Raw genomic sequence first — 24,669 nt, 5'->3', positions numbered from 1 at the left:
GTCACCCGCGAACGGCGTTAACAGCGCGTTTCATTGCCGGTCGGAAGGACGTACCGATTGAGATCGAGCGTCGTCCTCTACCTGGCAAAATAGCGCCAGAAACGGGGCATTCGGCAGGAGGTGACTGAAGCCAACCTTCCGATTTTCCTGTACACGTGTTCGAAGGGTTTGAGTGCCTTAGGGCTTTCGCATATTCGAGCTTCTTCAGGTCTTTCACGGGGGAACGTACATGACGGCGTTCAATAGCGTCCGCTTCCAGGTCAAGCCGGGCAGTGAAGACGAATTCGTCGAACTGTTCAGCAGCGCTCCGCGCAACTTCGAGGGATTGCGAAAAATGGCTCTCATCAAATCGGGAGATGGCGCCTTCTTCTCGATTGGAGAGTGGGACACTTTCCAGCACATGGTCGATGCCAGGCCCACAATGCTCGGCAATCTTGATCGGTTCCGGCATACGTTGCAGCAGCTTGAAGGCGGATATACGGATGCTGTTTCCGGCGAGGCCGTCTTCGACACGGACGGCAGGAGCGGCGGCCGGTCGGTATAGTGTTCGCACTTCGAAAAGCTTATGCCGTGCGCCACTTCCGGCTGCCTCACCTAAACCGCACATTCCCCCTGGAAAGCTCTGCCACCGACCTGCATCCCATCAGCCGCATGTCGCGTTCGATCTCGGTTCGCATCAGGCCGAGCGCCCGTTCGACGCCGGCCTGTCCGGCCGCTGCGAGCGGGAAGAGGTAGTAGCGCCCGAGGCCGACGGCCTTGGCGCCCAGCGACAGAGCTTTCAGGACATGCGTGCCGCGCTGGACGCCGCTGTCGATGATCACGTCGATCCTGTCGCCCACCGCGTCGACGATCTCTGACAGCTGGTCGAAGGGACTGCGCGAGCCGTCCAACTGCCTGCCGCCATGATTTGACAGAACGATGCCGGTGCAGCCGATGTCGACGGCCTTTCTGGCATCGGCAACGCTCATGATCCCCTTCAGGCAAAACTGGCCGTTCCAGAAGCGGACCATGTCTTCGACGTCCTTCCAATCCAGCGACGGGTCGAGGATCTCCGTGAAATAGCGGCTGATGGAAAGCGCTCCGCCACCGAGATCGATATGGCCGTCCAACTGCGGCAGGCTGAACTTTTCGTGCGTCAAATAGTCGATGGCCCATCTCGGCTTGATCGCAAACTGCATCATGCCGCCGAGCGTAAGCCGAAAGGGGATGGAAAAGCCGGTCCGCAGGTCACGCTCGCGGTTTCCGCCGGTGACGCTGTCGACCGTCAGCATCATCACCTCGACGCCGGACGCCTTGGCGCGCTCCATCATGGCGCGGTTCAGGCCGCGATCCCTGTGGAAATAGAACTGATAGACCTGCGGCGTCCTGTGCTTGCGGACTTCCTCCAGGCTGACCGTCCCAAGCGACGAGACGCCGAACATCGTCCCGAACTTCTCCGCCGCCGCGGCGACGGCGCGCTCGCCGCTATGGTGAAACAGCCGCTGGAGAGCCGTCGGCGAACAATAGACCGGCATCGCCAGTTTCTGGCCCATGACGGTGACCGACATGTCGATCTGCCCGACACCGGCAAGCACGTTTGGGACGAGGTCGCAGTCCTCGAACGCAGCCGTGTTGCGCCGCAGCGTCGTCTCGTCGTCCGCGCCGCCATCGATATAGTCGAAGATCGGTCCTGGCAGGCGCTGTCTGGCCAGCCTGCGAAAGTCCTGAAAATTATAGCAGCTTTGCAACCTCATAGGGCTCAATCGGATCTATGCGGGGCGCGATGTCAAGCCTATGCAATTGTCGATCGCCGACTATTCCGCCGCCTCGCGTCAGCCCGCCACCGCGCCAACCGACTCCCGCTCCACCAGCGGGCATTCGAGCTTGGTGATGGGATGGCGGCCACGACCGGGAGGGGCGGGGACTTCCAGCTGCTCGATCGCCCATTGCCCCATCGCCATATGCGGCAGGATCGACGTCGTCAGCGGCGGGAACAGATGGCGCGCGATCTCCTCGTCGTCATAGCCGACCACCGAAATATCCTGGGGGATGTGCAGGCTGGCCTCCTTCAGCGCCTCGTAGCAGCCGATCGCGGTGCGGTCGTTCTGGCAGAAGATGGCGGTCGGCCGGTCTTTCAGCGCCAGTAGCTTGATGGTCGCGGCATAGCCGGCGCTCGCCGACCAATCGCCTTCGACGACCAAGGCCGGGTCGAACGGGATGTCGGCTGTCGCCAGCGCCCGGCGGTAGCCCTTCAGCCGGTCCTGCGCCGCCTGCATCCATGGCTCGCCGGTGATGGTGGCGATACGGCGATGGCCATGGCTGATCAGGTGCCGGGTCGAGCTCTGGCCGCCGGCGATCTCGCTCGGCACCACGGCGGGGAAGGCATAGTCGGCGGTGTAGCAGTTGAGCAGGATGACCGGAATGTCGAGGCCGTAGAGATACTCCGGCGCGACGATCTCGCGGGTGAAGATGGTCATGTAGATCAGCGCCGAAATGCCCTGCTTGGTCAGCGCCGCGATGGCCCGGGGCTCCATCACCTCGTCGCCCATGGTCTGCGCCACCAAAAGTACATTGCCAGCGTTCCACGAGGCTTGCCGCGCCCCTTCAATGGCGACGACCGCCTCCGGGCTGGTCGCCAATTGGTCGACGGCGAAGCCGATCACGCCATCCAGCCCGTCAAAAGCGGCAACCGGGGCTCGCAGGGCGGAAAACACCGGCGGCGCATAACTGAGGGCCCGCGCCGCCTCTATCACCCGCTCACGAGTTTGCTGCGATAGCCTGATGCCCGGCGTGTTGTTGAGGACGAACGAAACCGTCGCCTGCGAACAACCGGCGGCCCTGGCGATGTCGGTCATGGTAACGCGGCCTCTGGGGTTTTTCCCGGACGGCTTGCGCCGCCTTGTACCCTCAAGGACGGGATCGCGCAGTGGTTCGTTCATGTCATTCGTCCCTCAAATCTCGCATTTGTAAGGTAAAGCGATGCTAATAGATATAAGTGCCGTCTTAAGTGATTTAGTCGCGAATCCGACGTGACAGCGCATTGGGAGGCTCCTTTCTTGTGAGAATCCCGATTAAACTAATACTCTTTACTAATATCCGGCGGCCCTATAACGTCAATCCATCATGCTCGGACGAACATCGGACCCGCGCATGTTCGGAACGTAAGCCAGCCTAGTGGCGGACAGTTCCCGTCAACCGAAGCTCGCCTGCCGTTTCGAGGAAATGTCAGACAAATCGGACTATTTACGAACGACGAATGAGTCTCTAAAGTCGACGATCGCGGCTGGAATGGCGTCGTTCTTCGCTGCCGGAACCCTGAGGAGGAGGGCGTCCAAGCCGCGCCGGCACGTTCATCATCAGCGAAAATTACTGAGTCAAATGGGAGGTTGAATATGAAATCTGCGATACGAAATGCGTCCGTCGCCGCTGCGGCCCTGCTGCTCGGCCTGTCCGTCAGCGCAATTGCGCGTGCCGACGACAAGCCGACACTGGCCTTCGTCGTCAACGGCGCTTCCGATTTCTGGAAGGCTGCCGAAGCCGGGGTCAAGAAGGCTCAAGGCGAATTGCCCAATTACAATCTAGAACTCAAATATCCGGAGCAGTCCTCGGTCGCCATCCAGCAGCGCCTGATGGACGATCTGGTGACGGCCGGTGTTAAGGCGATCATGGTCTCGGCCGTCGACCCCAAGACGTCGACCGACGGGCTGAACAAGATCGCCTCGGAAACGGCGTTGTTCACCACCGACAGCGACGCACCGCAGACCAAGCGTGTCGCCTATATCGGCTCGTCCAATGTCGATGCCGGCAAGCAGGCGGCAGAGATTGCCAAGAAGGCGATGCCAGATGGCGGCAAATGCCTCGGCTTCGTCGGCCTGCTCGGCGCCGACAATGCCAAGGAACGCATCCAGGGCATGAAGGACGGCCTCGCCGGCACCAAGATCGAACTGGTCGACGTGCGTGGCGATGACATCGACCAGGCCCGCGCCAAGAAGAACGTCGAGGACGCGCTGGTCGCCAGCCCCGACGTCACCTGCATGGTCGGCTTCTATTCCTACAACACGCCGCGTATTTATGAGGCGCTGCGCGATGCCGGCAAGCTCGGCCAGATCACCGTCGTTGGCTTCGACGACGATCCGATCACGCTGGGCGGCGTCAAGGAAGGCACCGTCGCCGCCACCGTCGTACAGCAGCCCTTCGAATGGGCCTATCAGGGCATGAAGCTGATGGCCGCCTATCTCGAAGGCAACAAGTCGGGCGTTCCCGCCGATGGACTGATCATCATCCCGACCAAGATCATCGGCAAGGACGATGTCGACGCCTACGCCGCCAGCCTCAAGGCGATGTCTGGAAACTGAGCAAACTAGGTTGCGCCGGCTCAAGGTTCGCCTTGAGCCGGCGTTCTATTGACGGGCCTCGCGAGGCCCGTCAGTCTGAGTCCAAAACGGCTCACCGGCTGCTGTCAGGCGTGATGAATTATTCCGACCCATCCATCGTTGCATCCACGGACGCTCCGTTCCTGAGCCTCAACGGTGTGCGCAAGACCTATCCCGGCGTTGTCGCGCTGGACGGGTTCTCGATCGAGGTCAGGCCCGGCGAGGTCATCGGCCTGGTCGGCGAAAACGGCGCCGGCAAATCGACGCTGATGAAGATCCTCGGCGGCGTCACCAGGCCGGACACCGGCACCATCATTGTCGATGGCGCCGCCCATGACGGGCTGACTGTCGAGGCCAGCATCGGTTCGGGCATCGCCTTCGTCCACCAGGAACTCAACCTGTTCGAAAACCTCGACGTCGCCGCCAATATCTTCTTCGGCCGCGAACCGCTGCGCGCCGGCCCGCTCAAGCTGGTCGACCGCGCCAGGCTGCGAGCGCTGGCGGCGCCGCTGCTCAAACGCGTGGGCGCCAATTTCTCGGCCGATACGCCGGTATCGGCGCTGTCGCTGGCCCAGCAGCAAATGGTCGAGATCGCCAAGGCGCTGTCGATCAAGGCAAGGCTGGTTATCCTCGACGAGCCGACCTCGAGCCTGCCGATCGCCGAAACCGACAAGCTGCTTGGTGTCATCAAGGCGCTGAAGGCAGACGGCATCAGCGTCATTTTCATCTCACACCGCCTGCACGAGGTCGAGCGCGTCGCCGACCGCGTCGTCGTGCTCAGGGACGGCATGCTCGCCGGAACTTTGCCGAAGAGCGCCATCAATCACGACCAGATGGTCAAGCTGATGATCGGCCGCATGCTCAAGGAGAGGGAGAAGGCCGCAGAATCGGCGCGCCCGCCGGGCTCTGTCGCGCTGTCGGTCAAGGCCATTCGCACCGCCGCCTATCCCGACCGGCCCGTCGACCTCGACGTCAGGCATGGCGAGATCCTCGGCCTTGCCGGTCTCGTCGGCTCCGGTCGGACGGAGCTGGCGCGCGTGCTGTTCGGCATCGACAAGAGCTTTGGCGGCTCGTTCCAGCTTGACGGAAAAGATCTGGTTCTTGGTTCGGCCGCGGACGCAGTGGCCAACGGTATTTTCCTCGTCCCGGAAGACCGCAAGCTGACCGGCATCCTGCTCGATCTGTCGATTGCCCAGAACATCTCGCTGCCCAATCTGCCGGCGCATTCGCGGCGCTCGCTGGTCTCGGCCAGCGCCGAGGCCGCCACCGCCGAGAAACAGAAGACCGATCTGGGCATCAGGGCGCCCTCCGTGCAGACGCGTACCGGCACGCTGTCGGGCGGCAACCAGCAAAAGGTCGTGCTGGCCAAATGGCTGGCGATGAAGCCGAAGGTGATGATCCTCGACGAGCCGACACGCGGCATCGACATTGGCGCCAAGGCCGAGATCTACGGGCTGATGCGGGCGCTGGCCGATGCCGGCGTCGCCGTGCTGATGATCTCCAGCGACATGGAGGAGGTGATCGGTGTTTCCGACCGCATCGCCGTCATGCATGAAGGCCAGATCTCCGGCATTCTCGACAAGGAACGGTTCAGCCAGGAAAACGTGCTGCTGCTGGCGGTCGGCAAGCAGCCGAAATAGTTCGCCGGCATTGGGAGACGACGATGAGCAAGAAAGATCTCGGCCTGCTGATCCTGATCCTGGTGGTCGGCGCGGTGGTAGCGATCATCAACCCGCGCTTCCTGCTGCCGATCAATCTCGCCAACACCTCGAACCTGATCGGGCTGTTCGGCATCCTGTCGATCGGCCAGGCTTTCGTCATCATCACCGGCGGCATCGAATTGTCGGTCGGCTCGGTGGTTGCGCTGCTCGGTGTGCTGTTCATCGATTTCATCGCCACGCGCGGCATGGCCTGGCCGGTCGCCCTGCCGCTGATCCTGGTGCTCGGCGGCATCATCGGGCTGGCGCATGGCTGGCTGATCACCCGGCTCAAATTGCAGCCTTTCGTGGTGACCTTGTGCGGCCTGCTGATCTATCGCGGCGTGGCGCGCTTCTATACCGCCGACGGCACCGCCGGCTTTGCCTTCGGACAGAACTTCCCGGAACTCGAGTTCCTGACGGCGGGGCGGTCCTGGGGCGTGCCGAACAGTTTCATCGCGCTGATCGTCATCGCCGTCGTCATGTGGGTGGTGCTGCACCGTTCGGTGTTCGGGCGATATCTCTACGCCATCGGCAAGAACGAGGAAGCGGCGAAATATTCCGGCATCCGCACCGGCCGCATCGTCATGGCCGCCTATGTCATCTGCGGCGTGCTGACGGCGCTGTCGGCTATCTATTTCGCCATGTACACACGCTCGATCTCGCCGGCGAGCCACGGCCAGTTCTACGAGCTCTACGCCATCGCGGCAGCGGTGCTCGGCGGCTTCTCGCTGCGCGGCGGCGAAGGCTCGCTGATCGGCGTCCTGCTCGGCACGGTGCTGCTGCAGGAGTTGCAGAACCTCGTCAACCTGCTCGGTATCCCGTCCTCGCTCAACTTCGCCGTGATGGGCGGGGTGATCCTCATCGGCGTTCTGGTCGACCAGCAATGGGGCGTGTTCAGGGCGCGGCGGCGGATGCTGGAAGCCACCCGCAAGGGCGTGGCGGGTGCTGCCGCGGAATGACGCAAAAATAGCTGGATGAAATACGCCGACTGCCATTGGCAGGCATGAAAAGGTCAGCCTGAGCTTCGCGACAGCAGTTCAGGTTAATCTCTATTTGGAACGAAACCCGTATCTGAGCGTTTATTTAAGCTTTGCTACGCGGAGGCGTCCCATGCCCATGAATCCAGTAAGTACCGCAAAGATAGGAACTCACCCCCTCCACCCGATGCTGATACCTTTTCCTGTCGCGTTTCTTGTCGGTGCCTTTGTCACCGACCTGGTTTTCTGGGGGACTGCCGACGCCTTCTGGGCACGGGCATCGATGTGGCTGATCGGGGCAGCTATCGTAATGGCGCTTCTCGCTGCGACAGCTGGTTTTATCGACTTCCTCAACGAGCCGCGCATTCGCGCCTTGTCCGACGCCTGGTACCACATGCTGGGCAACTTGACCGCGGTCGTTGTGGCTCTGATCAATTTCTACCTTCGCTATGCTCAAGGCGCCGAGGCCGCGGTCCGACCGTGGGGCGCGCTGTTGTCGTTCATAGTGGTCTGCATACTGCTGTTCACCGGCTGGAAGGGCTGGGAGATGGTCTATCGGCATCACGTTGCAGTTCTGGATACACCGGCGGATGCACCAGCGAAGCCTTCGACAACCACTAGCACGGATACTCATCACGCTGGTCGGGATCGGCACGCCGCATGAGGCCATGATCCCGAACAGTGGATACCGGTTTCCAAAAAGATATGGGTTAGACAAGTAGCGCCCATCCCGAATGCATCGGATGGGCGCGCCTTAGATGAGGCCCGACATGTCGGAGAAGGCCATGGCCTTGCGCAGCACCTCGGTGAAGCGCTCGCCGGCGGCTTCACGAGGGCCGCTATTGTCGATGGAGGTGACGCCCGGTCCGGACAGCGCCACATTGGCGCTGCGCGCCAGCCGTGCCAGCACTTCGCCGCGCGACTCGCGCCCGCGCAAGGCCAGCCGCTCGGCCAGGATCTCCGGTGCAGCCGTGATCTCGACGATAGCCAGATTGGCGTAGCGGTCCCGCAGCGTCGGGATGATCGCGCGCGAGACGTTGGCGATCGCGACACGGCCGTTGGAGACTGACCAGTCGACTTCGGCCGGGATGCCATAGCGCAGGCCATGCGCCTCCCAGGAAATCGCGAAGGCGCCATCCGCTTCGGCCTCGACGAAGGCAGCGTCGGCTAGCGTATCGTGATCCTCGGTGGCCGCATCGCTCGGCCGGGTGATCACCCGGCGAACGAACTCCAGTCGGCTCTCGTCGGCAAACATGGCGCGCGCATAGCCGATCACCGTGTCCTTGCCGGCACCGCTCGGTCCGACGACGGCGACGAAGACGCCGTCGCGGATTGGAAATCCCGCGGCGGACAATTCACGCTCGACCGATGCCGACACCATCATGCGACCCGCCGTCCCTGCCGCCACACCGTGCGGACAACCGGGACGTGATCGTCGACGCGCACGCGAACCAGATCGGCGCGCCGGCCGGGCTCGATGACACCGCGATCGGTGAGGCCGACAGCCTCGGCCGGGTTCTTCGACACCATCGCCACTGCCTGAGGCAACGAGATGCCCTCGACCACGTCGCCGAGGAAAAAGGCCGACTGGATCAGGCTGAACGGAATGTAGTCCGATGACAGGATATCGAGCAGGCCGTCGCCGGCCAGTGTGCGGGCCGAGACATTGCCCGAATGCGAAGCGCCGCGCATGACGTTCGGCGCGCCCATCAAAACGCCGAGCCCTGCCTCTTTCGAAGCCCGAGCCGCCTCCTCGGTGGTCGGGAACTCGGCGACACGGACGCCTTGCTCGATCGCTTCATCGACATGGCTGACGGTTGCGTCGTCATGGCTGGCGAGCACGATACCGCGCTCTTTGCAGGCAGCGGCGATGAAGCTGCGGTTCGGGCTCGAGTTCTTCGCCGATTCCGCCATCCGCTTTTCGCAGAATTTCTGGAAATCGCGATCGGTCAGCTTCAGCTTGCGCTGGTAGTAATACGCATAGGTTTCGAGATCGACGAATTGCCGCTGTCCCGGCGCGTGGTCCATCAGCGACGCCAGCCTGACCCGCTCGTCGCCGTCGAAATTGGCGAAGGCTGTGAGGCAGTCCGGCGCCGAAACCTCGCAGCGCAGATGGATGAAATGGTCGGCCCTGAGCCGGTCCTGCTGGACGCTGTCCTCAATCGCCTCGGCCAGCTTGCGTATGTCGGCCGCTGTCAGGTCGGCGTCCTCGTCCATGCCGACGCGCAAGGCGTCGAGCACGGTGGTGATGCCGGCGGTTGCCACCTGCGCGTCATGGGCGAGCACCGCGGCGATCGGGTTCCAGCGCACTTTCGGCCGTGGCGCGTAATGGCCTTCGAGATGGTCGGTGTGGAGCTCGACCAGCCCAGGGATGATGAAGTCGCCGCCCATGTCCTTGCCGCTGCGGCCAGCGCCGGGAGCAATGTCGGCGATCACGCCGTCGCGCAGCACGATCGACCCTTCGACGATCTGGTCGGCAAGCACGATGCGGGCGTTGTCAAGAACGGTCTCGGCGGTCATTTCAGGCAGTCCTCGGAGCATTTTGCAGCCAACTGAAAATGGATTGGCGTCGCACAATGCGGTTAAAGCAAATAGTCATCTCAGGCAGTTCTTCTGGCCGGGCGCCCGAGCGCGTGATGGGACAGCACCATGAACGGCGCACCCGGCTCAGTTTCGACAAACAGCGTCAGCGCGTCCACCGGCACCGGCCGTTGCAGCACGTCCGCAAACAGGCTGTCGATTGCTCGGCGAAGACGAGGGCTTTCCTGTGACGACACCCGGCCGGACAGGGTCATATGGAAACGAAACGTCTCGAAGACATAGGGGTAGCCCCATTGGCAGAGATTGCGGAACTCATCGGGCTTCAGCGAGTCGGGGCTGCGGCGTTCAATCTGCGCGTCTGTCAGCGGCGCGCGAAAGCGGTCGAAGCCGCGCACCACATCATCGGCGAAACGGTTGAGCCCCGGCAGCGGTGCTTCCGGCACGAGCGCGAAAAAGCTGTCGATTTGGCTGACGACGAGACGCGGGACCGTCACCACCGGCGTCGCCTCGGCAAAATCGTCGAGTGCGGCGCGAAGCGAGGCCTCCGTCTCGTTTGAAGCCAGCCGGAAGGGCGCCTTCAGCGTCGCATGAAAGCCGTAGCGGCGCGCCGAGGCGGTATGGAAGGCAACTTCCGCTGCCGACAACTCGCCCACCGCCTCGACCGGCCTCGTGGCGGCACCGAAGGGATCACGGCCGAGCCAATTGGCGGCGATCCGCGCCAGCGGTTCGTCCTGCAGGGGGGTGAAATAGATCGCGTAGCGCATCGAAGTTCCTCGTCAGCCCCGCTGCCATAGGCGATTTGCATGACGAAATGACGAAGCTTTGCAGCGTTTTCGGTAACAAACGACACAGCCTGGTCATTAGCCGACGATTTTTTCGGCTTGGACCAGCGGTTGAGAAGCGAAGGGGAAACGGTCAGGCCATCAGCCATTCGTGCTCGGGCGCGTTGTGGAATTTCCACGTCCGCTTCGGTCCGGCCATGACGTTGAGATAATAGAGATCATAGCCGTGGCAGGCGGCGCAGGGGTGATAACCCTTGGGTACCAGCACGACGTCGCCGTCCTCGATCGCCATCGCCTCGTCGAGCGAACGAGAGCCGTTCTGGTCGGCATCGGTGTAGACGCGCTGGAAAGCAAAGCCCTGCGGCGGATTGAGGCGGTGGTAATAGGTCTCTTCGAGATAGGATTCGGCCGGCAGATTGTCCTGGTCGTGCTTGTGCGGCGGATAGCTCGATGTGTGGCCGCCGGGCGTGATGACCTCGACCACCAGCAGGGAATCGGCCGGCTCGCCCTCCGGCAGGACGTTGGTGACGTAGCGCGTGTTGGTGCCTTTGCCGCGGGTCTCCTGGCCGAGATCCTTCGGCGCAATGATGCGGACCGGCAGACCGCCGCCAAGCGCCGGCGCCGAGCACACGGCGAGTTCGAGATCGGTATCGGCGCTCACCGACCACTCCGAGCCCTGCGGCACATAGACCGACCACGGCTTGCCCTCGAACGGCGACATGCGTTCGCCCAGGAGCCCGAGATCCTTGCCGCCGGCCTTGACCTTGCCCTTGCCGGTGACGAATACCAGACAGACCTCACGATCCGCGGTTTGCCCGGAAGCGGTGTCGCCGGGCCTCAGCCGATGCAGATCGAAGCCGACATAGGTCCAGCCGGCGTTTTGCGGCGTCACATGGGCTATGCGGCCGTGGCCCTTATTGGCTTTGACGAGCAGCTTCGACATGGTCATTCCTTCGGTTTGGCGTTTGCCGATGGCTTGTCTTCGTCGGCCGGTTTGTAGAGGTAGAAAAACTGCCAGACCGCATAGCCGGCGAAGCCGAGCGCGATCACGCCCCAGAACGGCGTGCCGGTAGCGAATTCGATCACCGACCAGACCAGGCAGACCGCGACAATGGCGACGCGCCGCCACAAAGGCCGGAAAAACGGGTGCTCGGAGTCTTTCATCGGATAAACGCCGGCATCGGGTCAGCCCTTCCTCGCGAACTCTCAAGCATTGGGAAAGCCCAGTGTCTCAACCGTATAGCCGGCCGCCGTCATCACCCGCATCAATTCCTTGTAGCCGACCTGTGCCATCTTGAGTGGCGGGTTCTTCTTCGGATCCTGCTCGGCCTCGACCACGAACCAGCCTTCATAGCCGTGGTTGGCGAGCCTCTGGACGATGGCGCCAAAATCCAGCGATCCATCTCCCGGCACGGTGAAGGCACCAAGTGCTACCGCGTCGAGGAAGGATTGCTTGTTGCGATCCAGCTTTTGGATCACCTGCATGCGTACGTCCTTGACATGCACGTGGTTGATGCGCCGGTGGTGGTTGTCTATCGCGCGCAGCACATCGCCGCCGGCAAAGGCCAGGTGACCGGCATCGAGCAGCAGCGGAATGCCCTCTCCCGAATAGCGCATGAAAGCGTCGAGCTCCGGCTCGGTCTCGATCACCGCCGCCATATGATGATGGTAGGAGAGCGGCATGCCTTGCCCGGCACACCATTCGCCGAACTCGGTTAGCCGCCTAGCGTAGGCTTTCATCTCATCGTCCGACAGCCTCGGCTTGATGGCAAGCGGTTTCGAGCGGTCGCCCTGGATGGAACGGCCGACTTCACCATAGACGATGCAGGGCGCATTCACCGCCTTGAACAGGTCGATCATCGGCTGGATACGAACCTTGTTCTTCGCCATGTCTTCGTCGACCAGCGTCCCGGAGAACCAGCCGCCGCACAGCGTCACGTCGGCCTCTTTCAGGATCGGCAGCATGATCTCCGGATCGTTGGGAAAGCGGCGGCCCATTTCCATGCCGGTAAAGCCAGCCGAGCGCGACTGGCGCAGGCACTCCTCCAGCGACACATCATCGCTGAGTTCGGCAAGATCGTCGTTCCACCATGCAATCGGGGACATGCCCAGTTTGGCTTTCAAGTCGTCACTCCAATTTCTGACATTCGAGGCGGCGTTGGCGGGCGCGTTAAAACCGCCGCCCGCTCAGCGCTTCCTCATATTTCTTGCGCGCCGCGTTCACTTGCGGCCGTGCCGAGACTTCCGGCACTGCGACATCCCACCAGCTTCCACCGGCCTCGGTCGAAGCCAGCGGGTCGGTGTCGATGACCAGCACGGTCGTTCGCGTATTCTTCTTCGCTTGCGCCAGGGCCGTTTCCAGCCCGGCGATCGACGCCACTTTTTCGGCAATCGCACCCATGCTTGCAGCATGCGCGGCGAAGTCGATCTCGGGCAAGGTCTCGTGACGAGCGTCCTTCAGCAAATTGTTGAAGTTGGCGCCGCCGGTCGCCATCTGCAGCCGGTTGATGCAGCCATAGCCGCGGTTGTCGAGCAGCACGATGGTCAGCTTGAGGCCGAGCATCACCGACGTAGCGACCTCGGAATTGCCCATCCGGACGGAGCCGGCGCCTATCAGCACCACAACCACCTCGTCGGGCTGGCCCACCTGGACGCCACGCCCGCCGGCGATTTCGTAGCCCATGGTCGAGAAGCCGTATTCGGCATGATAGGAGCCGGGCGCGCCCGCCTGCCATAGCTTGTGCAATTCGCCGGGCAAGCCGCCGGCGGCATGGAGCAGTACCACGCCGGAGCCCATGGCGCGCTGTACGGCGCCGATCACCTGCGCGTCGGACGGATAGGCGGCATTGGTCGACGCCGTCACCTTGCCGGCATCCGCCTGCCAGTCCTTCTTGCCGCTGATCGCATTGTCGGTCCAGCCAGAAGGAGCTTTCCAGCCTTTCAGCGCCGCACCGAGTTCGGCGAGCCCTTCAGCCGCATCGGCGACCAGCGGCAGCGCCTGGTGCTTTCCGGCATCGAAAGGCTGGACGTTGAGCCCGATCATGGTCTTGCCGGAATTCTTGAACAACGCCCAGGAGCCAGTGGTGAAATCCTGCAGCCTGGTGCCGACGGCAAGCACGACGTCGGCCTCTTCGGCCAGCCTGTTGGCAGCCGAAGTGCCGGTAACGCCGACCGCCGCCATGTTCAGCGGATGATCGTCGGGCAGCGAGGATTTGCCGCCTTGCGTCTCGCACACCGGAATGCCAGCGTCTTGCGCCAGCTTCGCCAATTCATCCGACGCTTGCGAATAGAGCACGCCACCGCCGGCAATCACCAATGGCTTCTTCGCGCTCTTCAGCGCCGCCACTGCAGCTGCTAACTCTTGGCGGTCCGGGCGCGCTCGCCGCTGGGTCCAGAGCCGCTCGGCAAAGAAACTCTCGGGATAATCATAGGCCTCGGCCTGCACGTCCTGGCACAGCGCCAGCGTTACCGGGCCACACTCAGCCGGATCGGTCAGCACCTGCATGGCGCGGTTGAGCGCCGGCATGATCTGCTCCGGCCGGGTGATGCGGTCGAAATAGCGCGACACCGGCCGGAGGCAGTCATTGACCGTCGCCGTACCGTCGGAAAAATCCTCGGCTTGCTGCAGGACGGGATCGGGAATGCGATGGGCGAAGACGTCGCCGGGCAGAAACAGGACAGGCAACCTGTTTACATGCGCAAGTGCTGCCGCCGTCACCATATTCAGCGCGCCAGGGCCGATCGAACTGGTCGCCGCCATGAAGCGGCGGCGGAAATTGGCCTTGGCATAGGCGATCGCCGCATGCGCCATCGCTTGCTCGTTATGGGCACGGAACGTCGGCAATTCGTCGCGGACCTGGTAGAGCGCCTCGCCGACGCCGGCGACATTGCCGTGGCCGAAGATTGCCCAGACGCCGCCGAAGATCGGCACTTTCTTGCCGTCGATCTCGGCCATCTGTTGGGCAAGAAAGCGGGTCAGCGCCTGCGCCATCGTCAGGCGGATTGTCTTGGTCATGTCGTTTTCCTCCGCAGTCCTTATGCCGCGCCTTCTTATGCTGCTTTGCGGCCGCGCACGGCAAGCCATGCCTCGGTCAGCCTCTCGAAGCGCGACGCCATGTCGGCAACCGCCTCATCGTCCGACATCTTGCCGGCAAGCCATTGTTCGGCCGCGTTGATGAAGATGGTACGGCCGACAGCGAAACCCTTGACGATGGGCGCCTTGGCGGTGGCGGCGAAGGCCGCTTCCAATTCGTCCTGCGGTGCTTCCAAACCCAGCAGTACAATCCCGCGGCACCACGGATCGTTCTTCAGGATCACCGCCTCGATCTTTGCCCATGCGCCGGTCGATGCCTGCGGTTCGAGCTTCCACCAGTCGGGCTTGATGCCGAGTGCGTAGAGTTCCTCAAGCGCCCGCGGGATGGTCATGTCGTCGAGCTTGCCGTGCTTGCCGGCGATGATCTCGACCAGAAGTTCTCTCCCCACTTTCCGCGCGGCCTCGAACAAAGCGCGCAGTTTCTGCTGCTGTTCGCTCTTCAGCGCCGCGGGATCGTCGGGATGATAGAAGCACAGGCATTTGATGCAGTGGTCGACCGGCCATTCGGTCAGTTGCGAGCCTATGTCTTGCGAGAACTCGAAGCGAAGCGGCCGCGAACCCGGCAACTCGACCGGCCGGCCGAGCCAGGCGAAGGAATGGTGGGCGAATTCGAACATCGCCTCGCGCCCGTATTTTTCGTCGAGCAGCATGCCATAGCCGCCGCGGCCAGCCGCGACCTTTGCCGCAGCCTTGACCGTCAGCACCTTGAAAGCCGGGATTCGCGACGGATCGGCGCCGGCCTTTGCCGCGACGTCCTCCAGCTGGACGCGGTGGTCGCAGGCGAACGCCATCAGAGAGGGGATGTCGCGCCGGCGCGTGGTCGCCCAATGGATGTGGTTGATCGCCTCGTCCTTGCGCAGCGCCAGATGCTTGCTGCCGTTTTTCAGGAAGAACTGCAATTCCTCGAAAGTCGGGTATTCAGGTGCGCAGAGCAGCCGCGATACGGCAAAGGCGCCGCAGGCATTGGCCCAGGTCGCGGCCGTCGCCAGGCTTTCCTCGCCGAGCCAGCCGCGCAGGAAGCCCGACATGAAAGCGTCGCCGGCGCCGAGCACATTGTAGACCTCGATCGGAAACCCCTTGCCGACGATACCGTCCTCGAGATCGTCGCTGATCGGCCCGTCATAGACGATGCAGCCCATGGCACCGCGCTTCAGCACTATGGTCGCCGTCGACAGCGAGCGGATGGTTTTCAGCGCGCTCAGGCAATCGTCTGCGCCGGAGGCGATCATGATCTCCTCTTCGGTGCCGACGATGAGATCGCAGTCGGGCAGCACCGTCTTCAACTGCGCCGAGACGCGGTCGGATTTCACATAGCGCTCGAAGCCTTCGGCATGGCCGGCGAGGCCCCACAGGTTAGGGCGGTAGTCGATGTCGAACACCACCTTGCCGCCCTTGGCCTTCATGACACGGATCGCCTTGCGTTGCGCGGCGTCGCTGTTGGGCCGTGAAAAATGCGTGCCGGTGACGACGACCGCGCGTGCTGAAGCAATGAAGGCCTCATCGATATCGTCTTCCGAAAGCGCCATGTCGGCGCAATCGCTGCGATAGAAGATCATCGGCGAGACGCCCTCATCCTCGACCGACAGCAGCACCAGGGCGGTCAGCCGCTCCGGATCGGTCTTGAGGCCTTGGACCGAAACGCCCTCGCGGGTCAGCTGCTCGCGGATGAAGCGGCCCATCTGCTCATTGCCGACGCGGGTGAGCAACGCCGAGCGCAGGCCGAGCCTGGCAGTGCCGACCGCGATATTGGCTGGACAGCCGCCGACCGACTTGGCAAAGGAGGTGATATCTTCCAGGCGCGAGCCGATCTGCTGGCCGTAGAGATCGACGGACGCACGGCCGATCGTGATGATGTCGAGCGGCGCATGTCTCGCTTCCACGGCTTCGCCCATTCGAACCTCCCATCGGCTTTGTTGTCTTGGGTAACACGCGCGAGCGGCAGCGTGGCGCCGGTAATATGAAATAATAATTCCAATCCATAGTCAATATGGAACGAGCATTCCCAAGGCCGAAAAGTGCTCTGCAAAGGCCGGCGCGGTGAGAAACTTTGAAGTCAGACGAACGTCAAGCGTCTGCCGCTGAAACCAGCTGATTTACCAAGGAAGCGGGCCGTCATCGTTGAAGTACCCGGCGGTCGGGCCATTGGCGTCCAGGGTCGCCAGGTGAATGACGATCTCGGCTGCCTGCTGCACCGTGCGCTGACCTTTATACCCATTGAGATCGGTGGCGGTATAGCCGGGCGCCGCGGCGTTGACCTTGATGCCCTGGAGCGCGAGCTCCCTGGCGAAGCCCACGGTGATGGCGTTCAAGGCTGTCTTGGAGCTGCCGTAGCCCATCATATTGACGGCGTGATTCGCGGTGGCGGGATCGAGCGCCCGGCCGATGGACCCGGTGGAGCTGCTCACCATCACGATACGGGCAGCAGGTGCTGCCAGCAGCAGCGGCAGGAATGCCTGTGTCACGCGGATCGGGCCGAAGACATTGACGTCGTAGGTGGCCTGGATGTCGGCGATCCGCTGCTGGCTCGGCGGCAGGTCGTAATTGATGGCGACGCCGGCGTTGTTCACCAGCACGTCGAGGCAGGGGCTGGCCTGCCCGAGCGCCTTGGCTGCCGCCTTCACACTGTCATCCCTCGTGACGTCCAGCTCAAGCCACTCTGCGTCGAGGCCTTCCGCGCACAATGCCTGCGCCGCCGCCATGCCGCGTTCGGCGCTCCTGGCGCCGAGCCAGACCTTGAAGCCCATGGTCGCCAGTCGCCGGGCGATTTCGCGGCCTATACCCTTGTTGGCGCCGGTCACCAGCGCGGTCTTCGAAGTCGTCATTTCGGTCTCTCCATTTTTCTTGTGGAAGACCCACAAATGGCGCGAGGCAGCGGGCGCCGCGCGCCGGAAATTCTCAGGCTCTTGCCTAATCCTCTCACGCTGTTGCGCGGCCAGCGTGAATGCGCGATGCTGGCGCAATGAACGAGGCGCTGCAGGAGTTGATCGAGATCGCCGGCCGCCATGCGCGCGGGCGACGAACAAGAACGGCGGTTCCCCGCGTTTCGATCGGCTGCAGCGAAGTCGCCACGGCACCATTGCCGGGTGTGTGGGGGTCGGGGATCTTATTCGTATTGCAGGGCGCAAAGACGGTCCTGATCGGCTCCCGGGCTCTTCGTTACAAGCCGGCCAGCTATTTCATCTACACTGTCGAGACGCCCACTATCAGCCAGATAGTCGAAGCGAGCGCGGCGCGTCCTTATCTGGCCATTGGCTTGACCCTTGACCTGCAAGCCGTCGCCGCGCTCCTCGTCGAGCACGCGCCAGCCCTCGGTGGCGACAGTTTCTTCTCCACCACTCCCGTTGATGACGATCTGCTCGACGCGTTGCGTCGAATGATGCGGTTGCTTGACCGGCCAGCGGAGATTCCCGTGCTCGCGACCATGCTCGAGCGGGAGATGCTGTTTCGGCTCCTGCAAGGCCCCCAGGGCGGAAAGCTTCGTGAACTTGCGCGCGCCGATGGCCATCTGTCCCGGATCGGCAGGGCGATCGCCTGGATCCGTTCGCACCCCCATCAGCCGGTCCGGGTCGGCGATCTGGCCGAGATCGCCCATATGAGCAGTGCTGCGTTTTATCGTCACTTCAAGGCGGCGACGGCCATGAGCCCAATCCAGTATCAAAAGCAAATCCGCTTGCTGGAAGCCCGCCATCTGCTGATTGCTCAGCCGGGCAACGTGGCGCGTGTCGCCTTCGCTGTCGGCTATGAGAGTGCTTCCCAGTTCAGCCGGGAGTATGCCCGCCAGTTCGGGTCGCCGCCTGCCCGCGACGCAGCGCGGCTTTTGGCAGAAGGCGAAACGGCAATAGAGGTGATCTAGGCCTTGCGCTTGCGGCCGCTATCGCGCCGCTTCTCGCCGACGGCAACGGTCAGCGCCATGGCCAAAGCCATCGTCGCCGACAGCGAGCGGAAGCCGGCGAAATCGGCCTCGGCGACCTCGAACCAGACCCTGGCGAATTGGGCGAGCGGCGAAAAAGAGCTGTCGGTGATCGCCACGATCGGCACGCCTTGCTCCGAAATGACGCGCGCCTCCTCGATGGTGGCAGGGGCATAGGGCGAAAAGCTGATGGCGATGACGGCATCCCTTGGAGAGGCAAAGCCGATCATCTCCGCGTTCAGGCCGGCGGCCGATTCGATCAGCTGGTTGCGGATCTTGAGCTTGCCCAACGCATAGGCGATATAGGAGGCGACCGGGTAGGAGCGCCGCTTGGCCAGCACATAAATGGTTTCCGCCTTGGCCAGAACGGCGATTGCGTCTTCGAAATGGTCTTCATTCAGCGTGCGCGAAATGTCGTTGAGCGAGGTGCTGGCTGCGGCGACGAAACCGTCGAAAATCGCCCGGTGCCCGGCGCCTTCCTCGGCCTTGGCGCGCAATGCCGCCAGCCTTTCATCGTAGGACGAGTTGCGCTCGCGCAGGCGCTCGCGAAACACCAGCTGCAGGCTGGTGAAACCGTCAAAGCCAAGCTGCTGGGCAAAGCGGATCAGGGTCGAAGGCTGAACACCGGCGGAGGCGGCGATGCTGGCAGCGGTGCCGAAGGCGATATCGTCGGGGTTGTCGAGCGCATAGGCGGCGATCTGGGCGATACGTTTCGGCAGGCTCTGACGCCGCTCCAGGATCGTCGCCCGCAGCGTTTCGAAATCGCGCGGCACCCGTTCGTCCATCGTCGCTCCGCCCAGGCTCATCGTCGGTTCCCTCTGTGCCCCATCATAGCGGACCTGTGCAAGAACACCATAAAAAATGAGACAAGCGTTCCATTTGCAAACAAAATGGACTAATTCATCCACACAAAATTTTGCACACAGGGAGGCAAGCGGATGGTCGGGGTAGGTCTTATCGGCACGGGCTTCATGGGCAAGTGCCACGCCATTGCCTGGAACGCGGTCGGCACCGTCTTCCCCGATGTCGACAAGCCAAGGCTGGTCCATCTGGGCGAGGTCAACGAGGACCTTGCCAAACGCCGTGCCAGCGAATTCGGCTTCGCCAAGGCCTCCGGCGACTGGCGCGCAGTCGTCGACGATCCCGACGTCGATGTCATCTCGTTGACTACGCCGAACCAGTTCCACCCGGAAATGGCCATCGCCATCCTCGAAGCCGGCAAGCATCTGTGGTGTGAAAAACCGATGGCGCCAAGTTTTGCGGAGGCGCAAGCGATGGCTGCGGCCGCGCGGAAATCCGGCAAGGTTGCCGCGCTGGGCTATAACTATATTCAGAACCCGGCGATCCGCCATATCGGCGCGCTGCTCGACGAGAAGATCATCGGCGAGGTCAACCATCTGCGTATCGAGATGGACGAGGACTTCATGGCCGATCCGGAGGCGCTGTTCTTCTGGAAGCACGAGGCGGCGTCCGGTTACGGCGCGCTCGACGATTTCGCCGTGCATCCGCTGTCGCTCATAGCGGTACTGTTCGGCCGCGTCGCCCGAGTCATGTGCGACATGGCCAGGCCCTATGCCGAACGCCGCGTCGCCTCGGGCGGGCGCCGCGCCGTCGAGACCTATGACATCGCCAGCATCCTGATGCATCTCGAAAACGGCATTGCCGGCACGTTGCTGGTCAACCGTTCGGCCTGGGGCCGCAAGGGCCGGATCGCCATCCAGATTTTTGGTTCGAAGGGCTCGATCCTGTACGACCAGGAGCGGATGAACGAGTTCCAGCTCTATCTGACAGCCGACCGACCGACGGAGCAAGGCTATCGGACAGTCCTGGTTGCCCCGCACCACAGGCCTTACGACGCCTTCCTGCCGGCGCCCGGCCACGGCCTTGGCTTTAATGACCTCAAGATCATCGAATGCCGGGAACTGTTGACGCGGCTTGCCGGCAAGCCGGCGCGGATCATCGACTTCGACGAAGGCCTGGAGATCGAGCGCACGGTGCACGCGATGGCGCGCTCGTTCGCGGAACAGCGCTGGATCGCTGTGCGGTAGTAAGCCCGGCGCTGGCTTCCCCTTCTCCCCTTGAGGGTGAAGGTGGCCGAGCGAAGCTCGGTCGGATGAGGGGTGTTGGACGGATCGCTACAGCGAAGAAATAAGCGCTTAAAATCCCTCAATATTTTACGCCGAGTTTCTTCCAGCACCCTCATCCGGCTCGGCGCTGCGTGCCGATCCACCTTCTCCCACAAGGGGAGAAGGAGAAGTGCTCAGGCGGCGCCTGAACGGCTTGATATCATGCTTCGGCGCACCGACCGGCGCCGCTCGACGGCGTCGGCAAGGCCGTGAAGCACCGTCTCGGTGGCTGCCCAGTCGATGCAGCCATCGGTGATGCTCTGGCCATAGACGAGCGGCTTGCCCGGCACGACGTCCTGCCGGCCGGCGACGAGGTTGCTCTCGATCATGACGCCGATGATGCGCTCGTCGCCTGCCGCGACCTGGCCAGCCACGTCAGCCGCCACCCCTGGCTGGTTTTCCGGCTTCTTGCTGCTGTTGGCGTGGCTGACATCGATCATCAGCCGCGGCGCCACGCCGATCCGGCCGAGTTCCGCGCAGGCAGCCGCGACGCTTGTTGCGTCATAATTGGGCTGAATGCCGCCGCGCAGGATGACGTGGCAGTCCTCGTTGCCGGTAGTCGTCGCGATGGCGCTGCGTCCGCCCTTCGTCACCGCCATGAAATGATGCGGTTGGGCGGCCGATTTCACCGCCTCGGCGGCGATCCGCAGATTGCCGTCAGTGCCGTTCTTGAAGCCGACCGGGCAGGACAGGCCCGATGCCAGTTCGCGATGGATCTGGCTCTCGGTCGTGCGCGCGCCGATCGCGCCCCAGGCGACGAGGTCGGCGATATATTGCGGGGTGGCCATGTCGAGGAATTCGGTCGCCGCCGGCAGGCCGAGATTGTTGACGGCGGCGAGCACGTTGCGGGCCATCCGCAGCCCCTTGTCGATGTTGAAGCTGCCGTCCAGGTCGGGATCGTTGATCAGGCCCTTCCAGCCGACCGTCGTGCGCGGCTTCTCGAAATACACCCGCATCACGATCTCCAGCCGGTCCGACAGGCTCTCTCGCAGCGATGCCAAGCGGCTGGCATAGTCTACGGCAGCGGCCGGGTCGTGGATCGAACAGGGGCCGACGACGACCACCAGCCGGTCGTCGGTGCCGGTCAGCACGGCATGGATAGCATTGCGTGACGCGGCAACGGTCCGCGTCGCCGTCAGTGTGCGCGGTATCTCCCGCATCACCTCGTCCGGCGTACTCAATTCCCTTATTTCCTTGACCCGAAGATCGTCTGTGGTGGTCAACACGGCTTTCTGCTCCTGATTGGGAGACCTGCCGGCTGAAACAAAAAAGCCGCCAGGTCTGGCGGCTGTTCGGATCTTGCTGCTGCAATCTTCAGATCGAGCGCAATCCTCCCGCCGCCAGCGAGCTGCTAAAGTACCAATAGGTGGCGGTCAGGTTGATCATGAGGCTCATATAGTCGAAGCCGAGGCGATTGTCACGTGTCTGATGATGCTACTGACGTAGTGGCCCAGCATGCAGCGCCGAGCGGGTTCATGCAGTCCAGGGATCGACGAGTTCAATTCCGAAGTCTTCGAAATCCTTCGTGTTACGCGTTGCCAAGGTGAGTTCCTGCGCAATCGCCGTGGCTGCAATCAGGCCGTCCATCGACGACAGACCGCGACCGCGGCGCTTCGCAAGGCCCATCAGGTCGCCCCACGCCAAGGCAACCGGTTCGTCCACCGGAAGAACTCTCTGCTCGAAGCGCTGCGGCAGGTCCCGTGCGAGCCATTCGGCCAGTGCCTCGCGTTTCCGGCCCTCGTCCATGAGGGCAACGCCGCGCTGGATCTCCGCGATCGACACGACGCTAATGAATGAGCGGTCCTCATCAAGCCCGCCCAGCCAGTCCAGAACGCGCACATCCGGCGCCGGCCTTGTCACCTCGGACAGGACATTCGTATCGAGCAGAAGCCTCACAGCGGCAGATCACGCGGTTCGTCGCGCTGGCGCTCAAGGTTGAGATCGGCGCCGCGCAGCGGCGACTCCAGCAGGAACTCCGCAAGCGTACCCTTGCGCGCGGTCTTCCGCTGCCATTCCTCGGCCGAGACGACAACCACGCTTGGCTTACCGTTTCTGGTGATCGTCTGCGGCGAAGATTGCGCGCGCTCGATAACCTCCGAGAGCCGGGCCTTTGCCCCAGCGACCGTCCAGTTAGTATCCTCTCTGGGCGCAGACGGCATTTCGACCTCCCATGACCATTCTGACTATCTTGACTATATGGGAATGGCGATACGGCGGCAACAGGGAAGGAGAGGGTTTCAGAGCCCGTGTGCCTGAGTGAGGTCGATCGGAACCGATTATGCCGGCTTTGATATTTTGGGGCATCTCGGCCACTCATGGCAAACTGCTTCTGACGCAAGGCTACACGGCTGATCCTATTCCGGTGACGCCCCCGCGATGCTCTGGTCGTAGTCGACCAGCGACCCGGTCATGACGCCGGACTGCGGGCTGATCATATAGCTGATCAATCGGGCAAGTTGCGCCGGCTTCACCAATTGGCCCATCGGCTGCGCGGCCTCGGCTTTTTCAAGCCAGTCGTCCGGCGCGTCATGCCATTTCTTCTGCACGATTGCCTCGCCCTCGGTGTCCATCCAGCCGGGCAGCACCGCGTTGCAGCGGATGCGATTGCCGCGATGGGCATTGGCGACATTCTTGGTCAGCGTCGCCAGCGCTCCCTTGCTCGATGAATAGGGCGCCAGGAACGACTGGCCGCAATGCGCCGACATCGACAGTACGTTGACGATCGAGCCCGGTGCCTGGCGCGCCAGCAGATGCGCCACCACGCCCTGCATCAGAAAAAACGGGCCGCGCACATTGGTCTGGAATATCTGGTCGAATAGATCCTCTGAGGTCTCGACCAGTGAGCCGCGAGCCGAGGTGGCGGCGGCGTTGACCAGCGCGTTGACGGTGCCGCAATGGCCAATCGCCGTTTCGACCGCACGCTTGCAGTCGGCGACTTTGGCGACATCGGCGCTGATGAAGATGGCATCGACGCCTGCCCCCTTGAGGATGGCGACAGCCTTGTCGCCCTTCTCCTTCGAGCGGCCGATCAGCGCTAGCGCCCGGCAGCCCTCATCGGCCAGCGCTTCGGCGACGGCAAAGCCGATGCCTTGTGCGCCGCCGGTGACGATGGCGCGTGTTTCGGAATTGCGACCGGCTGAACCGTTCATCGCCTTGCTCCTGTGCTTGATAGTCAGATTGTTTTGTCGAGGCGGACGGTCTTGCCTTCCTTGGCCGATTTCAGCGCCGCATCTGCCAGCCTGAGCGCCACCAGCCCGTCCTTGCCGCTCGGCGCCGCCTTCTTGCCTGACGTCGCTGCCGCGATGAAGGCAGCGATCTCGTTGGCATAAGCGTCGAGATAACGAGTCATGAAGAAATCGTGCAGCGGCGGCCGCGTATAGCCTTTCTCATTGGCGAGTTCGATCGACACCGGCCGCTGGTTCTCGGCCGCAATCATGCCTTTCGAGCCATGCACCTCGATGCGTTGGTCGTAGCCATAGGTGGCTCGGCGCGAGTTGGAGATGACGCATTGCTTGCCGGAGGCAGTTTCGAGGATGACGCTGACGCTGTCGAAGTCGCCGGCCTCGCCGATCTTTTTGTCGACCAGCACCGAAGCGTGCGCGCTGACCGCCACCGGCTCCTCGCCGAGCAGGAAGCGCGCCATGTCGAAATCATGGATGGTCATGTCGCGGAAGATGCCGCCCGAGCGGCCGATATAGTCGAGCGGCGGTGGACCGGGATCGCGCGAGGTGATGGTCACCATTTCGACTGTGCCAATCGCACCGTCGTCGATCGCCTTGCGCACGGCGGCAAAATGCGGATCGAAGCGGCGGTTGAAGCCGACCATCAGGGTGGCGCCGGCCTTGTCGACGACGGCCAGGCATTGTTCCACCCTGCCGGCGTCGAGATCGATCGGCTTCTCGCAGAAGATCGCCTTGCCCGCCCTGGCGAAGCGTTCGATCAGATCGGCATGGGTGTCGGTCGGCGTGCAGATGACGACCGCATCGATATCGCTGGCAGTTTCGATGGCATCGATGCTGCGCACTTCGGCGCCATAGGCAGAGGCCAAATCGGTCGCCGCCTTCTCGAAGGCGTCGGCAACCGCAACCAGCCTGGCCTGCGGGTTGGAGCCCACCGCACGGGCGTGGACCTTGCCGATACGGCCGGCACCGAGAAGAGCAAAGCGAAGCATGAAGAATTTCCTTTGAG

General features: G+C 62.9%; 24 protein-coding genes. 7 read left to right on the top strand and 17 right to left on the bottom strand.

The features are described from left to right. The first annotated feature begins 229 nt into the window (after positions 1-229). Complete coding sequence (locus NKJ09_RS09955) at positions 230-544, top strand: antibiotic biosynthesis monooxygenase family protein (RefSeq protein ID WP_352484312.1); 315 nt, start codon at positions 230-232, stop codon at positions 542-544. Between the two features lie 46 nt (positions 545-590). Here NKJ09_RS09955 and NKJ09_RS09950 read toward each other — a convergent pair whose 3' ends face one another. Then, complete coding sequence (locus NKJ09_RS09950) at positions 591-1,733, bottom strand: alpha-hydroxy acid oxidase (protein ID WP_352495024.1); 1,143 nt, start codon at positions 1,731-1,733, stop codon at positions 591-593. A 78-nt stretch (positions 1,734-1,811) separates the two neighbouring features. Next, entirely contained in the window at positions 1,812-2,918 is a 1,107-nt protein-coding gene (locus tag NKJ09_RS09945; RefSeq protein WP_031193752.1) for a LacI family DNA-binding transcriptional regulator, read from the bottom strand. A 453-nt stretch (positions 2,919-3,371) separates the two neighbouring features. Between NKJ09_RS09945 and NKJ09_RS09940 the strand changes: the two genes are divergently transcribed. The 4 genes from NKJ09_RS09940 to NKJ09_RS09925 all read left to right on the top strand — a co-directional run bounded on the left by NKJ09_RS09940 (position 3,372) and on the right by NKJ09_RS09925 (position 7,693). Next, entirely contained in the window at positions 3,372-4,334 is a 963-nt protein-coding gene (locus tag NKJ09_RS09940; protein WP_352484310.1) for a sugar-binding protein, read from the top strand. A gap of 113 nt (positions 4,335-4,447) precedes the next feature. Continuing rightward, on the top strand, positions 4,448-5,992 hold the full coding sequence (locus NKJ09_RS09935; protein ID WP_023718225.1) for a sugar ABC transporter ATP-binding protein: 1,545 nt from the start codon (positions 4,448-4,450) through the stop codon (positions 5,990-5,992). Positions 5,993-6,015: 23 nt separating this feature from the next. Further along, on the top strand, positions 6,016-7,011 hold the full coding sequence (locus tag NKJ09_RS09930; protein ID WP_023677502.1) for an ABC transporter permease: 996 nt from the start codon (positions 6,016-6,018) through the stop codon (positions 7,009-7,011). A 151-nt stretch (positions 7,012-7,162) separates the two neighbouring features. After that, on the top strand, positions 7,163-7,693 hold the full coding sequence (locus NKJ09_RS09925; protein WP_023718227.1) for a DUF2231 domain-containing protein: 531 nt from the start codon (positions 7,163-7,165) through the stop codon (positions 7,691-7,693). Between the two features lie 90 nt (positions 7,694-7,783). Here the strand turns inward: NKJ09_RS09925 and phnN are convergent, their stop codons facing one another. From phnN to NKJ09_RS09880, 9 genes are all read right to left on the bottom strand, one after another. Further along, on the bottom strand, positions 7,784-8,413 hold the full coding sequence (gene phnN / locus NKJ09_RS09920) for a phosphonate metabolism protein/1,5-bisphosphokinase (PRPP-forming) PhnN (protein ID WP_023718228.1): 630 nt from the start codon (positions 8,411-8,413) through the stop codon (positions 7,784-7,786). Then, positions 8,410-9,549, bottom strand: coding sequence for an alpha-D-ribose 1-methylphosphonate 5-triphosphate diphosphatase (locus NKJ09_RS09915; protein ID WP_352495023.1), 1,140 nt, complete (start codon positions 9,547-9,549; stop codon positions 8,410-8,412). Before NKJ09_RS09915 ends, phnN begins: the two co-directional genes overlap by 4 nt. 80 nt (positions 9,550-9,629) lie before the next feature. Next, positions 9,630-10,334 (bottom strand): DUF1045 domain-containing protein, encoded by a 705-nt coding sequence (locus tag NKJ09_RS09910; RefSeq protein WP_352495022.1) that lies wholly within the window; start codon positions 10,332-10,334, stop codon positions 9,630-9,632. A 151-nt stretch (positions 10,335-10,485) separates the two neighbouring features. Then, entirely contained in the window at positions 10,486-11,295 is an 810-nt protein-coding gene (iolB, locus tag NKJ09_RS09905; protein WP_352495021.1) for a 5-deoxy-glucuronate isomerase, read from the bottom strand. A 2-nt stretch (positions 11,296-11,297) separates the two neighbouring features. Beyond that, positions 11,298-11,516: a DUF3329 domain-containing protein gene (locus NKJ09_RS09900; protein ID WP_023718232.1), complete on the bottom strand. Its 219-nt coding sequence runs from the start codon at positions 11,514-11,516 to the stop codon at positions 11,298-11,300. Positions 11,517-11,558: 42 nt separating this feature from the next. Beyond that, the gene (gene iolE / locus NKJ09_RS09895) at positions 11,559-12,476 is read right to left on the bottom strand and encodes a myo-inosose-2 dehydratase (RefSeq protein WP_023718233.1); all 918 of its coding nucleotides are present in this window, start codon (positions 12,474-12,476) and stop codon (positions 11,559-11,561) included. Positions 12,477-12,522: 46 nt separating this feature from the next. Then, positions 12,523-14,367 (bottom strand): 3D-(3,5/4)-trihydroxycyclohexane-1,2-dione acylhydrolase (decyclizing), encoded by a 1,845-nt coding sequence (iolD, locus tag NKJ09_RS09890; protein WP_352762674.1) that lies wholly within the window; start codon positions 14,365-14,367, stop codon positions 12,523-12,525. A gap of 35 nt (positions 14,368-14,402) precedes the next feature. Next, positions 14,403-16,337 carry a bifunctional 5-dehydro-2-deoxygluconokinase/5-dehydro-2-deoxyphosphogluconate aldolase gene (locus tag NKJ09_RS09885; RefSeq protein ID WP_023718235.1) on the bottom strand — a complete coding sequence of 645 codons (1,935 nt, stop codon included), beginning with the start codon at positions 16,335-16,337 and terminating at the stop codon, positions 14,403-14,405. A 201-nt stretch (positions 16,338-16,538) separates the two neighbouring features. Further along, the gene (locus NKJ09_RS09880) at positions 16,539-17,267 is read right to left on the bottom strand and encodes an SDR family NAD(P)-dependent oxidoreductase (protein ID WP_023718236.1); all 729 of its coding nucleotides are present in this window, start codon (positions 17,265-17,267) and stop codon (positions 16,539-16,541) included. A gap of 137 nt (positions 17,268-17,404) precedes the next feature. On the opposite strand from NKJ09_RS09880, the gene NKJ09_RS09875 reads away from it, so the two are divergent. Next, positions 17,405-18,298 carry an AraC family transcriptional regulator gene (locus NKJ09_RS09875; protein WP_023718237.1) on the top strand — a complete coding sequence of 298 codons (894 nt, stop codon included), beginning with the start codon at positions 17,405-17,407 and terminating at the stop codon, positions 18,296-18,298. On the opposite strand, the gene NKJ09_RS09870 is transcribed toward NKJ09_RS09875, so the two are convergent. Then, positions 18,295-19,140: a MurR/RpiR family transcriptional regulator gene (locus NKJ09_RS09870; protein WP_352484502.1), complete on the bottom strand. Its 846-nt coding sequence runs from the start codon at positions 19,138-19,140 to the stop codon at positions 18,295-18,297. The two genes, NKJ09_RS09875 and NKJ09_RS09870, sit on opposite strands and share 4 nt — an antisense overlap. A 153-nt stretch (positions 19,141-19,293) precedes the next feature. Here NKJ09_RS09870 and NKJ09_RS09865 point away from each other — a divergent pair, with 153 nt between their 5' ends. Further along, complete coding sequence (locus NKJ09_RS09865) at positions 19,294-20,403, top strand: Gfo/Idh/MocA family protein (RefSeq protein ID WP_023718239.1); 1,110 nt, start codon at positions 19,294-19,296, stop codon at positions 20,401-20,403. Between the two features lie 212 nt (positions 20,404-20,615). On the opposite strand, the gene NKJ09_RS09860 is transcribed toward NKJ09_RS09865, so the two are convergent. The 5 genes from NKJ09_RS09860 to iolG all read right to left on the bottom strand — a co-directional run bounded on the left by NKJ09_RS09860 (position 20,616) and on the right by iolG (position 24,652). Beyond that, positions 20,616-21,707: a 3-deoxy-7-phosphoheptulonate synthase gene (locus NKJ09_RS09860; protein ID WP_023718240.1), complete on the bottom strand. Its 1,092-nt coding sequence runs from the start codon at positions 21,705-21,707 to the stop codon at positions 20,616-20,618. A 247-nt stretch (positions 21,708-21,954) separates the two neighbouring features. Then, positions 21,955-22,377, bottom strand: coding sequence for a type II toxin-antitoxin system VapC family toxin (locus NKJ09_RS09855; protein ID WP_023718241.1), 423 nt, complete (start codon positions 22,375-22,377; stop codon positions 21,955-21,957). Then, positions 22,374-22,640, bottom strand: a complete 267-nt coding sequence (locus NKJ09_RS09850; protein ID WP_023718242.1) for a type II toxin-antitoxin system Phd/YefM family antitoxin — start codon at positions 22,638-22,640, stop codon at positions 22,374-22,376. Before NKJ09_RS09850 ends, NKJ09_RS09855 begins: the two co-directional genes overlap by 4 nt. Before the next feature lie 195 nt (positions 22,641-22,835). Further along, the gene (locus tag NKJ09_RS09845) at positions 22,836-23,630 is read right to left on the bottom strand and encodes an SDR family oxidoreductase (protein ID WP_023718243.1); all 795 of its coding nucleotides are present in this window, start codon (positions 23,628-23,630) and stop codon (positions 22,836-22,838) included. Positions 23,631-23,653: 23 nt separating this feature from the next. Beyond that, positions 23,654-24,652: an inositol 2-dehydrogenase gene (gene iolG, locus NKJ09_RS09840; RefSeq protein WP_023718244.1), complete on the bottom strand. Its 999-nt coding sequence runs from the start codon at positions 24,650-24,652 to the stop codon at positions 23,654-23,656. Positions 24,653-24,669: the final 17 nt, after the last annotated feature.

This window comes from Mesorhizobium sp. M0189 (genome assembly GCF_040322135.1).
Lineage (GTDB): Bacteria > Pseudomonadota > Alphaproteobacteria > Rhizobiales > Rhizobiaceae > Mesorhizobium.
This window is presented reverse-complemented; position numbering and strand designations above follow the sequence as displayed.